Annotated in this window: 10 protein-coding genes; 3 read left to right on the top strand and 7 right to left on the bottom strand. The window is 46.9% G+C overall.

Annotated elements, in window-relative coordinates; genetic code table 11:
- Positions 1-386: 386 nt before the first annotated feature.
- From EE116_RS03755 to EE116_RS03740, 3 genes are all read right to left on the bottom strand, one after another.
- Positions 387-1076 carry an aspartate/glutamate racemase family protein gene (locus EE116_RS03755; RefSeq protein ID WP_122873297.1) on the bottom strand — a complete coding sequence of 230 codons (690 nt, stop codon included), beginning with the start codon at positions 1074-1076 and terminating at the stop codon, positions 387-389.
- Positions 1077-1889: 813 nt separating this feature from the next.
- Entirely contained in the window at positions 1890-3035 is a 1146-nt protein-coding gene (locus EE116_RS03745; RefSeq protein ID WP_122873295.1) for a toxin-antitoxin system YwqK family antitoxin, read from the bottom strand.
- A gap of 112 nt (positions 3036-3147) precedes the next feature.
- Positions 3148-3654, bottom strand: a complete 507-nt coding sequence (locus tag EE116_RS03740) for a DNA-deoxyinosine glycosylase (protein ID WP_122873294.1) — start codon at positions 3652-3654, stop codon at positions 3148-3150.
- Here EE116_RS03740 and EE116_RS12995 point away from each other — a divergent pair.
- Positions 3646-3768, top strand: coding sequence for a hypothetical protein (locus EE116_RS12995; protein WP_002949156.1), 123 nt, complete (start codon positions 3646-3648; stop codon positions 3766-3768). The genes EE116_RS03740 and EE116_RS12995 overlap by 9 nt on opposite strands.
- Positions 3769-3786: 18 nt before the next feature.
- Here the strand turns inward: EE116_RS12995 and nifJ are convergent, their stop codons facing one another.
- A complete protein-coding gene (gene nifJ, locus EE116_RS03735) occupies positions 3787-7374 on the bottom strand; it encodes a pyruvate:ferredoxin (flavodoxin) oxidoreductase (RefSeq protein ID WP_122873293.1) in 3588 nt (1195 codons plus the stop codon).
- Positions 7375-7639: 265 nt separating this feature from the next.
- Here nifJ and EE116_RS12435 point away from each other — a divergent pair, with 265 nt between their 5' ends.
- A complete protein-coding gene (locus EE116_RS12435; RefSeq protein WP_163028023.1) occupies positions 7640-7813 on the top strand; it encodes a hypothetical protein in 174 nt (57 codons plus the stop codon).
- Between the two features lie 33 nt (positions 7814-7846).
- Complete coding sequence (locus tag EE116_RS03730) at positions 7847-8587, top strand: endo alpha-1,4 polygalactosaminidase (protein ID WP_163028022.1); 741 nt, start codon at positions 7847-7849, stop codon at positions 8585-8587.
- Between the two features lie 163 nt (positions 8588-8750).
- Here EE116_RS03730 and EE116_RS03725 read toward each other — a convergent pair whose 3' ends face one another.
- From EE116_RS03725 to EE116_RS03715, 3 genes are all read right to left on the bottom strand, one after another.
- Entirely contained in the window at positions 8751-9401 is a 651-nt protein-coding gene (locus tag EE116_RS03725; protein ID WP_122873292.1) for an HAD family hydrolase, read from the bottom strand.
- A 477-nt stretch (positions 9402-9878) separates the two neighbouring features.
- Entirely contained in the window at positions 9879-10706 is an 828-nt protein-coding gene (locus EE116_RS03720; RefSeq protein WP_122873291.1) for a mechanosensitive ion channel domain-containing protein, read from the bottom strand.
- Between the two features lie 20 nt (positions 10707-10726).
- Positions 10727-11728: an OmpA family protein gene (locus EE116_RS03715; protein ID WP_122873290.1), complete on the bottom strand. Its 1002-nt coding sequence runs from the start codon at positions 11726-11728 to the stop codon at positions 10727-10729.
- Between the last annotated feature and the right edge of the window lie 47 nt (positions 11729-11775).

Below are 11775 nucleotides of genomic sequence, written 5' to 3'. Positions count from 1 at the left end.
CGGCGAAAATTTAGAAAAATGAGCTATCATAGGGTGCGGCGCATGTCAAAAAGGCGTGGTTTAAAGGGATTTTGAAGCTGTTTTTGAAGCTTTTGAGGCAAATTGAAGGTTTGGCTTTCAAAATGCAAAAAACCTAAATTTTGCAAATTTTACGTTTTTAGTTCTTATTTTTTCTTATATTTCTATCTGCTAAAACAGCGTTCTTAACGCTGTTTACTCCACATTTTACCCATTCTTGCTTTTGCCTTTTATAAGATTTATCGTTTGCGGATCTAAAAGTAAGATATAAAAATCGTAGCGCCAAAAGTAAAATGCCCTGCAAACCGTAAATTTACGCAAATTTATCTAAAGACGCGGAGTAAATTTAACCCCTTTGCGTCTAAAAACTACGACAGCGCCGCCTCAACTGCCGCATCTATGTGTATCTGCGTCGTATCAAAAAGCCGCACATCCGTATCCGCCTGCGATACCAGCATGCCTATCTCGGTGCAGCCAAGTATCGCTCCTTGCGCGCCGCGCGACCTAAAATCCTCGATGATGCGCAAGAAATTCGCCTTTGAGCTAGGCGCGATTTTGCCGTAGCAAAGCTCCTCAAAGATGACGCGATTTACTTCCGCCATATCGCCCGCGCTTGGCAAAAGCACCTCCGCGCCGCCCTCTATCAACCGATTTTTATAAAAATCCTGCGTCATCGTATAAACGGTGCCAAGCAACCCTACCTTGGCGACGCCTGCGTTTTTTAGCGCTTTTAACGTGGCGTCCGCGATATGCGCCACAGGTACACTAACGGCGCTTTGTACGGTATCAAAACACCTGTGCATCGTGTTTGTGCAGATGAAGATAAAATCAGCTCCACCGCCTTGCAAAATCCTCGCGTGACGCGCCAAAATTTCGCCCGCGTCCTCCCATCTGTTTTCGCGCTGGCAGACCTCGATCTCCTCGAAATTTACGCTGCTTAGCAGTATCTCCGCGCTGCTTAGCCCGCCTAGACGCTCGTTTATTTTGCGATTTATTTGCTCGTAATACGTTATCGTAGACTCAAAACTCATCCCGCCGATTAGGCCGATTTTTTTCATATTTGCTCCTTAAATTTCGGCGATTTTACGATTTTAAATTAAATTTGCTCTAAATTTAAATTTAGTCCGCCGCGTTAAATTTGGCTACAAACGCCTAAAATAACGAGCTAAAATTAGGCGCGTAAATTTTTTAGCCTGCACCGTAAAAGGGTAAATTTAACGAGCCGATGAGGCCGAATTTACAAAGGAAATTTAAACGCTCGGCTAGGAAGATAGCTTAAATAAAGATAGTTTAAATTCGTCGCGCTTGCAATCCGAATTTGCGAGCAAATTTTTTCTTTGGCGCGTAAATTTTATCGGCTCAAAGCGGCGTTTTGATTACTTCGCGCGGGCGGATTAAATTTACGGCCTTTGCGGTTTGGCAGAGCTTTATCTTTTTGCAAGGCAAAATAGCCTGCAAATTTTACCCGTTCGCGTCCGCAAGTCTCGTGCCTACGTTTTGGCGCGCTTTGCCAGAGTCGCTTCGGCGTCTTTTAAATGCTAGCTTGACGCCCAAACCGCCTCCGTTTTACGCCCGCAAATGCCTAAAACCCGCGATTTTACCGTCAAATTCGCGCAAATATCGTTGCCGCCTTGCCTCCTATGCGCCGCATCCGGCTTACTTATAAATTTATACGTTACGCGGGTGAAATTTACCCGAAAGCACGGCAAAATTTATAAAATTTCGTGCGGATTTTACTCGATTTTTATCGCTTCGCCGCTTTTTTGAGCTTTGCGCACCAGATTTCCCGCCAAAGCGGTACAAATGCCAAAAATTATGGCTTTAAAGCCAAATTTAAACCGCGCGAATTAGCCCCGCAAATTTAGCTAAATTTACTCCCGCGGAAGTCCGTTTTTACCCTGCTTATCGCTGATTAGCTTACCCGCTTCGTCGTATTTTTTAGCGCGAATGAGCCTGCCGCGCTCAAACTCCCCCTCGGCTTCGAGTTTGCCGTTTGCGTAGTAGTGGCGCGCCTCGCCGACCTCCAGCCCGTCCTCAAACGTCACTTTGGCTTTTAGCTTGCCGTTTTCGTGATACTCCTCGTACAGCCCGTGATAGCGCCCGTTTTTAAACATTACTTTCGCCGCCGGCGCCCCGCTCTCGTAGTAGTCCAGCCCCGCGCCCGTTTGGCGGCCGTCTTTGTACTCGTATTTGCCTCGTAGCTTGCCGCTTGGGTAGTATTCGCGCGCGATACCATCCTTCTCGCCGTCTTTGTAATTTTCTAGCACTCGCGTTTTACCGTTTTCGTAAAATCGCTTCCAAACACCGTTTTTGCGGTCGTTTTTGTATTCGCCCGTCTCCTCCACGGTGCCGCTTTCGTAGTACCACGTCTCCGCGCCTTCTCGCTTGTCATTTTTGTAGGTTCGCACGCCGCGGATTTTACCGCTTTTGTAGTAGTCTATGTCCTCGCCGTTTCGCATCCCGCCCGCGTACGGGCTGCGTGCGCTAACCTCGCCGCTAACGTAATAGTCGGTAAATACGCCCTCTCGCTTGTCCGCCTTGAAAAAGCCCTCCTGCTTTAACGCGCCGCCCTCGTCAAAGTAGTAGCGGCGGTAGCGCCCGTCGCGAGCGTCATTTTTGTATTCGCTCTCGCCCATCAGAGCGCCGCTATCTGCATGGTAGTGCTTCGCCGTGCCCTCGCGGACGCCGTTTTTTAGGGGGTATTCGTTTGAGGGTTTGTCTCTGCCGTCAAAATAGTCTCGATAACGCACCGCCGTGCCGCCCTGCACGTCTATCTCGCGTATGAGCGTGGGCGGCAGGGGTTTTAGCCTCGGATAGACCATGCCCATCGCATTTACGTCATATAGGTCCTCGACGCTGTAGCGCAGCATCTTTAGCGTGCCGTCGTAGAGCTTACCTTTTACGTAGTAAAGCCCGTTTTTGAGGCTCGCTTCGGGCTTCATTACGATTTTTGGCTCCAGCGCCTGCGCGCCGATCGCTAGAAGCAGAAGTAAAAATAGAAATTTTAGGATTTTCATTGTTTTTCCTGCTTTGTTTAGTTTGGGTAATTTTAAAATTTGAAACTAAATTTAAGGTGAAGGCGCGGTTATTTTATTTTTGATGAGTTAAATTTGAAAGCTCGCGTCAAATTTAACCGTCTTTTAGCGCCTCAGCTACCGCCGTCCACTCTTGCACGAGCCTTTCAAGGCTAAAATTTGCATTTGCCGGGCTAGTCGAGGGTAGTTTGATTGGCTCTTTGCCGGTTGCGTTTAAAATTTGATTTTTTAAGTATTTTTCACAAATTTCGTGTGCCTTGCCGCCGTTTGCAAATACCTGCACGACGCGCGCTCCGCTAAAGATCGGCTCTAAATTTGCGGGCTCGACAGCGGTCATTTTGGCGTCGCTCGAGCCCTTTATCTCGCAGGATATCGCAGCGTCGTAGATAGCGATGCGGTGAGCGAGCAGGAATTTTATCTTTTCGTCTATACTTTCAGGTAGCGGTGCGTTTAAAATCCCGGCCAATACTCGCCAGAAGCGATTTTGCGGATTTGCATAGTAAAAGCCAAATTTACGAGAAACGACGGAAGGAAACGAGCCGAGGATTAAAATTTTAGAATTTTCATCAAAAATCGGTTTAAAAGGATGGGTTTGGCTCATATTGCACCTTTTAAATTTGCCATGCTTTCGGCATTTTTCAAATTTGAAAGCAAATTTAACCGCCCAAACGAGCGGCTAAATTTACAGATATTTTCCCTCGCCCGTCAAATTTGAACGAGAGAAATTTGCGCCCTACTCGGCGTTTTCGTTAGCCTGGGCTTCCGAGCTAGACTCGACCTCATCGCTAAAGTCAGCCAAGCTTAGGCGTTTTAGCTGGCGGTAGCGTCTTTGCGCGTCGGCCTTGTTTTTAGCTAGCAGCTCGTCCGCGTGCTGTGGATTAGTCTTTTTGAGCGAGTTGTAGCGAACCTCGTTTAGCAAAAACTCCTCGTAAAGCGACCAATCAGGCTCTTTTGAGGTCATTTTGAGCGGATTTTTGCCCTCTTTGATTAGGCGCGGATCGTAGACGTAGGTCGGCCAGTAGCCGCACTTGGTCGCTAGCTCGCCTTGATCGCCCGAGAGCGCCATGCCGCCTTTTATACCGTGCGCGATACACGGTGAATACGCGATCACGAGGCTAGGCCCATCGTAGGCCTCTGCTGCGGCGATGGCTTTTATCGTATTTGCTTGGCTCGCGTTTGAGTTGATCTGCGCAACGAAGATATTTCCGTAGGTCATCGCGATGTAGCCCAGGTCTTTTTTCTGCATCGGCTTGCCGCTAGCGGTAAACTGCGCTATCGAGCCCTCGCGGCTTGATTTTGAGCTCTGGCCGCCGGTGTTTGAGTAGACCTCGGTGTCAAGTACGAGCACGTTTACGTTCTCGCCGCTAGCTAGCACGTGGTCAAGCCCGCCAAAGCCGATGTCGTACGCCCAGCCGTCGCCGCCGATGATCCACTGGGATTTCTTGACGAGATATCTTTTTAGCTCTAAAATTTCTTTTACGCCCGGGACGCTTAAATTTTGCTCCAAAATCGGCGTTAAAATTTTAGCGATTTGCGTCGTTTTCTCGCCGTCGTTTTTGTGCGCGATCCAGTCGGAGTATAGCGCGGCCAGGGCATTTGGCGCGGCATCTTTGGTGCGTAGCATCACGTCTTCTATGCGGTGGCGAAGTGTCTCTACCGCGACGTTCATACCCATGCCAAACTCTGCGTTATCCTCAAACAGCGAATTTGCCCACGCTACGCCCTTGCCCTCTTTGTTCGTCGTATAAGGCGTCGAAGGCGCGCTACCGCCGTAGATCGAGCTACATCCGGTGGCGTTTGCTACTATCATACGGTCGCCAAACAGCCTCGTCACAAGCCCTATATAAGGCGTCTCGCCGCAACCCGGGCATGCGCCGTGAAACTCAAATAACGGTTGCGCAAAGCCAACGCCCTTGACGCTTTCTTTACTCATTAGATCGTCTTTGTAGGTTACCTTTTTAAATAGATAATCGGCGTTTTCCTGCTCGTTTTTCTCCATTTCCTCTGCTAGCGGCACCATGACGAGCGATTTTTCCTTGCTCGGGCAGTTTTGGGCGCACAATTCGCAGCCGGTGCAGTCTAGAGGGCTAACCTGGATTTTATATTTTAATCCTTTTACCTCTTTGCCTTTGGCGTCGAGGACGTGATCTTGCACCGTTTGCGGAGCGGCGGCAAGCTCGTTTTCGTCGATTAGAAACGGCCTGATGACCGCGTGCGGGCAGACGAAGGCGCATTGGTTACACTGGATACAGTTTTCCTCGATCCACTTAGGCACCATCACGCCGATGCCGCGTTTTTCGTACGCCGTCGTGCCTGATTTAAAGTGTCCGTCCTCGTATCCGACAAACGCTGAAACAGGCAAGCTATCGCCCCTGGCGGCGTTGATAGGCTTAACGATTTTTTCTATAAATTCGTCGCCGACGTATTTTTCTTCATTTGCGGCGTCATCAGTCAAATTTGCCCAGCTAGGGTCGACCGCGACCTTAACCAGCCCGTCCGCGCCCATATCGATGGCCTTGTAGTTCATCTCCACGATCGCTTCGCCCTTTTTGGCATAGGCTTTGTGCGCGTACTCTTTCATGTATTTTTGCGCGTCGGCAAAAGGGATGATGTCTGCGAGTTTGAAAAACGCCGACTGCATGATGGTATTCGTGCGGTTTTTAAGCCCGATCTCGCGGGCTAGCTTGGTGGCGTTGATGATGTAGAAATTTACCTTTTTGGAGGCTAAAATTTTCTTTACTTTATTCGGCAGTTTGGCAACCGTCTGCTCGGCGTCCCAGATCGAGTTTAGCAGGAAGGTTCCGCCCTCGCGGATGCCGTCTATGACGTCGTAAATTTCAAGATACGCCGCGACCGAGCAGGCTACGAAGTGCGGATTTGAGACGAGATAGGTCGAGCGGATCGGGTTTTTGCCAAAACGCAGGTGCGAGCGCGTGTAGCCGCCTGATTTTTTGCTGTCGTAGGCAAAATACGCCTGCGCGTAAAGCTCGGTTTTATCGCCGATGATTTTGATGGAGTTTTTATTCGCTCCAACGGTACCGTCCGCGCCAAGGCCGTAAAATAAGCACTCTTTCACGCTTGCGTCGCTTAGCGAAATTTTCTCGCCGACTTTTAGCGAGGTGAAGGTCACGTCGTCCTCGATACCGACAGTAAAGCCGTTTTTGGGCTCGTTTAAATTTAAATTCTCAAAAACCGCCAGCATCTGAGCAGGATCGACGTCTTTTGAGCTTAGGCCGTAGCGGCCACCTACGATCACGGGCTGATTTTTACGTCCGTAAAATGCCGCCTTGACGTCCAGATATAGCGGCTCGCCGAGGCTTCCCGGCTCTTTCGTGCGGTCTAGCACGGCGATCTTTTCTACCGTCTCAGGCATCACGTCAAACAGGTATTTTAGGCTAAACGGACGATATAGATGCACCTTTAGCACACCCACTTTTTCGCCATTTGCGCGTAGGTGATCGACCACTTCTTCGAGAGTTTGCGTGACAGAGCCCATCGCGACCACGATGCGCGTAGCGTGCGGATCGCCGTAATAATTAAACGGACGATAGTCGCGTCCCGTGATATTTGAAATTTCTTTTAGATACTCGGCCACGATGTCAGGCACCGCGTCGTAGTAGCGGTTAGCTAGCTCGCGCGTCTGGAAGTAGATGTCGTCGTTTTGAGCCGTGCCGCGAGTTTTCGGGTTTTCGGGGCTTAGCGCCTCGTCTCTAAATTTTTGCAGAGCCTCGCGGTCAAGAAGCCTATCAAAGTGCGCGTAGTCAAGCACCTCGACCTTTTGTATCTCGTGGCTCGTGCGAAATCCGTCGAAAAAGTGCAAAAACGGCACGCGACCCTTGATCGCCGCTAGATGCGCGACGCCCGCGATATCCATGACCTCTTGTACGGAGCCACTTGCCAGCATAGCAAATCCCGTTTGGCGACAGGCATAAATATCCTGATGATCGCCAAAGATAGAAAGCGCTTGAGCCGCGATAGAGCGCGCGCTCACGTGGATAACGCCGGGTAGTAGCTGGCCTGCGATTTTGTACATATTCGGGATTTTTAGCAAAAGGCCTTGCGAAGCCGTGTATGTGGTAGTCAGAGCGCCTACTTGCAGCGAGCCGTGCACGGTGCCCGCAGCCCCGCCCTCGCTTTGCATTTCGACGACTTTAACGGGCATACCGAATAGATTTTTCTTGCCCTGAGCCGCCCACATATCGGTATAATCGGCCATCGGCGAGCTAGGGGTGATCGGGTAGATGCCCGCAACCTCCGTAAATGCGTAAGCCGCGTGCGCCGCAGCCTCATTTCCGTCCATAGTTTTCATTATTTTAGCCATTTTTCCGCCTTAAATTTTCTTACGATTTTTAAAAATCTTTTATTATAGAGCTAAATTCCAAAATCTATCATTAATCCGCCGCTTTACATTTTCAAAAAAGATTAAATTTAATAATCCAAAGCATCAAATTTGAGCTACAATCAAAAAATATTTGACGGCCGATTTTTCTAAATTTGCTAAAATTTAGCCGCTAAATTTTAAAACAAAGAAGCTACGCGTAAAATTTTATCCGCTAGCCACATTTTTCGCCTTATGTTTTTGCGTCGTGGCGGATGAAAATCGCGCAGGCGAAGCAAAACCCGCGACAGACTACCGCGAGGAGATGCGCCGCTTTGTCATCGATATCTCGCAATACGGCAAAAAATTTGATAAAAATTTCATCGTCATCCCGCAAAACGGCCTTGAGCTCATTACCGAGGACGGCTCGGCTAGCGGCTAGCTACAGCAGGGCTACCTACGCGAGATCTCGGCCGTGGGCGCCGAGTCGCTGTTTTACGGCTACCCGGGTGACGACGAGCCCACCCCCGCCGGTGCAAGCGAATACATGCTTAAGCTCTGCTGCCTCTACGCGCAAAACGGCGTGCGGGTGCTAGTTACGGACTATTGTTCCGCTGTGAGTAAGATCAATACCTCGTACCGGCGCAATCAAGAAAACGGTTTTCTTTCTTTTGCGGCCGATAAACGCAACCTGACCGCCATTCCGAAGTATCCAAATGAACCGTATAACGTAAATTCGAACGATATAAAAACGGTTTGGGATGCCGAAAACTTTTTGTATCTAATCAATAGCAAAAAATTTTCTACAAAACGGCAGTTTATCGATGCGCTCAAAAATACGGATTACGATATGATAATAATGGATCTGTTTCACTTCGAAAAAGCCTACACCGCGTCCGAAATACGGGAGCTCAAAACAAAACGCAACGGCGGAAAGCGGCTTGTGATCTGCTATATGAGCATAGGGGAGGCGGAGGATTACCGGTATTATTGGAATGGTGCCTGGAAAACGGACAAGCCCGCCTGGCTAGCGGAGGAAAACCCGCACTGGAAAGGAAATTATGTCATCAAATATTGGGATGTGGATTGGCAAAAAATAATTACGGGAAACGACGGCTCGTATCAAAAAAAGATTCTTGACGCGGGTTTTGACGGCGTTTATCTTGACATAATCGATGCGTTTGAGTACTTTGAAAAAGAAAGCGCACGCAGATAAGTAAAATTTACCTTTTTGCTTGTGAGCTTGCCGCAAATTTGACTTATTTTTTGCCCCGCGAGCGGCTAAATTCTAACGCAACACAATAGAAAAAATAATCGTTTAGTAAGCCTAGACATAGGCTTTGATCGTTAAATTTAACCGATACGGCCGCAAGCCAAGCTCATCTACCTGCTATAAATTTAACCGCTTCAAATGCGTTTTTAAAGATCAAATTTGAGTGCCCGCGTAAATCAGCCTCATTGCCATAGCCGCAAACTAGCCCGACGCCAGCAATCCCGGCACGCTTCGCCGCCTCTAGATCCATCGTCGTATCACCGATCATAAAAGCGCTCGCCTTATCCTGCGCGCTCGTTTTGCCTAGGCGCTCAAGGGCCGTGTTTATAGGCTCTGGGTCTGGTTTTGGATTTACTACGTCGTCTCTGCCGATCACGGTTTTGATAAATTTCATAACGCCCAAGTGCTCAAGCAAAATGACTGAAAATTTCGACGTTTTCGTTGTCACGACGCCAACGTCCGCAACCTCGCTAGCAAGCGATAACGCACCAGCCGCGCCCTCAAGTAGCGATGTTTGTTCTAAAAAAATCTGCTCGTATCGTGCCTTGTACGCTGCGATATAATCAGGCACGAGATGCGTCGGAGCGCCAAGCCCGGCAAACATAAAATCAAGCGGATGGCCGACTAGAGCTTTGACGGCTTCAGGGTTTGGCGTGGGTTCGCCGTGAGCGAGAAAAGCCGCGCCAAATCCATCAAGGATCGCAGGCGTCGAGTCGATGAGCGTACCGTCGAGGTCAAAAAGTATGGTTTTTTTCATTTTACTTCTTTCATTTTTTATTTTGATGTTGCAAATTTGACAGCATTTTAGCGCCGAATTTACGTTTTAATAAACTTTGATTTTACTTTTTGTATTTTAAAATTTGCCTTAAGATAGCTTTTGCAAATTTTTATTTTTTAAATTTATGCTTTTTGGCTTTGGACTAAATTTTATGCGACCACGCTCTGGGGCACCAAAATTACAGATTTGTTAAAATGTTTATGCTGTCAAATTTGACTTTAAAATATGAATTAGATTTTAAATTTAGCGAAAGTGGCGAAATTTAAATTTCGCAATACGATAGATAAGCTATACGTCAAAATTTGTACATTTTTAAAGGGCTTGTGCGGTATTGATTTTGGATCAAATTTAATCTATTTGCCTTATGGAACCAAATAGGATGCGAGCATAAGACCAATCTACAACATACCACACAAAAAAGTCAAAGAACCAAGGAAAACCGTGCAATCAAGCAAATCAAATTTGATTGTCTTGTTTTTTATCCTGATAGCGGATTCTAAGCTGCGGCGATGGTATAGAGATGCCTTGGGCGTCGAATGCAAGCTTAACGCTCTCTAGCATAGCAAACTGCACATCCGAAAAATCACTGCTCGCGCACCAAAATCTGGCGGTCAAATTTACGCTATTTTCACCCAAACTTCCGACGCCAACGAATGGCTTTGGCTCTTTTAGGATTTTTTTGTTTTCGTTGGCTAGGTTTAAAATAATCTCTTTTACAAGCTTTAAATCGTCTTTATAATCTATGCAAAACACGAGCTCGACGCGTCTAGTGCCCTCTTTTGAGAAGTTGATTATATTGCTACTTATGATGCGTCCGTTTGGGATAATGATGGTTTTGTGATCGGCTGTACGTAAAACGGTGCTAAACATATTGATCTCTTTGACTACGCCTTGCACGCCTGCGACCTCTATGTGATCTTTGAGTTTAAACGGCCTAAAAAATATTATCAAAAACCCTGCACCGATATTTGAAAAGGTATCTTTAAACGCCATACCGATAGCAAGACCGATGGCACCTAGCGCAGCAACAAACATAGATGTCTCTACACCCAAATTTGCGATCGCAGCTATAATTACAAAAGCCATGAGAAGCGTTTTGATGATATTTAGTAAAAAACTCGAAAGAGTTTCGTCAAGTCTAGGGGAAATGATTAATTTTGATATAAGATTTGAGATTTTAGCTACTAGCCATTTGCCGATAAGCAAGATGGCGATAGAACCTAAAATTTTTAAAGAATAGGACGAGATTAACGACCAAATAAGTTCGAATTTAATCTCATCCATGCATTATTAAGCTAGGCTAATTATTTATTAAATCTAGCTTCAACGCGTCTATTCTCAGCGCGTCCTTCTTTTGTTTTATTTGAAGCGACAGGTTTAAGCTCGCCGTATCCTACAGCAGTGATCTTGTCTGCGCTTACGCCAAGTTCTTCAAGAGCTTTAGCAACTGCATTTGCTCTTTTTTCAGATAGCTTTTGGTTGTAAGCTTCAGCACCAACGCTGTCTGTATGTCCGCTTAGAACTACGCGGTAGCCCGGGTTTTCACCCATAAAGTTAGCTACTTTCTTGATCTCCTCAAGATATTTTGGAGTTATTTTGTAGCTGTCGAATGCGAAGTTTACACCAATATCTCTAAGAACGATAACCTTCTCGCATCCAGTCTCGTCAACTACTACGCCAGCCGGTGTATTTGGGCATTGATCAACATCGTTTAAAACGCCGTCGTTGTCATCGTCAAGGCTTACAGGAGCTGGAGCTGCCTCAACTTTTGGAGCTTCTGCAACTACAGGAGCATTTTTAGCACCGAAGCCAACTGCAAAACCTAGCGTATAGAATAGGTTGTGATCTGCATGCTCAAATTTAATAGCATCTACTGCTTCAGCGCGTAGGGCAAAGTTATCGGTAATTTGATATCTCAAACCAAGGCCGTATTGACCGAAGCCACCGTCATCGTTTTTGACGAATTTTTTTGAGACATCTTCATATCCTGCACCAAGCAAGCCGTAAAGAGATAGTTTTTCAGTTAGACCGAAATCTTTAATAGCATTAACGAAATATCTAGTAGCCTTTCCGTCTACGCCATACTCTCTTATCTTGTTAGTGTGGCTAAGACCGAGTTCTACGTGGTCTATAAAGAAATTCTCAAGGTTTCTTCCGATTCTTAAACCGATAGCCGACTGCTCATTTGTTCCCAAATTTCCTTCAGGATGAACGCCGCCTATTGTCGGAGTTAGTTCGTAATTGTAAGCTGAATCAGCAGCAAAAAGAGCTGTAGCAGCAACTAAAGCAATAGCAATCTTTCTCATAGAAAATCCTTTCATGGTGAAATGTATTTTTTAATAATATCACAAAA

It is taken from the genome of Campylobacter showae, from assembly GCF_900573985.1.
In the GTDB taxonomy this organism is placed as follows: domain Bacteria; phylum Campylobacterota; class Campylobacteria; order Campylobacterales; family Campylobacteraceae; genus Campylobacter_A; species Campylobacter_A showae_E.
The sequence above is the reverse complement of the archived record's forward strand: the minus strand, read 5'-3'. Positions and strand labels throughout refer to the sequence as shown.

Excerpts from the sequence above, each read along its gene's own strand:
- EE116_RS03740 (WP_122873294.1), bottom strand. The coding sequence starts at position 3,654 with ATGAGCCAAACCCATCCTTTTAAACCGATTTTTGATGAAAATTCTAAA.
- EE116_RS03755 (WP_122873297.1), bottom strand. The coding sequence starts at position 1,076 with ATGAAAAAAATCGGCCTAATCGGCGGGATGAGTTTTGAGTCTACGATA.
- EE116_RS03725 (WP_122873292.1), bottom strand. The coding sequence starts at position 9,401 with ATGAAAAAAACCATACTTTTTGACCTCGACGGTACGCTCATCGACTCG.
- nifJ (WP_122873293.1), bottom strand. The coding sequence starts at position 7,374 with ATGGCTAAAATAATGAAAACTATGGACGGAAATGAGGCTGCGGCGCAC.
- EE116_RS03745 (WP_122873295.1), bottom strand. The coding sequence starts at position 3,035 with ATGAAAATCCTAAAATTTCTATTTTTACTTCTGCTTCTAGCGATCGGC.
- EE116_RS03715 (WP_122873290.1), bottom strand. The coding sequence starts at position 11,728 with ATGAGAAAGATTGCTATTGCTTTAGTTGCTGCTACAGCTCTTTTTGCT.
- EE116_RS03720 (WP_122873291.1), bottom strand. The coding sequence starts at position 10,706 with ATGGATGAGATTAAATTCGAACTTATTTGGTCGTTAATCTCGTCCTAT.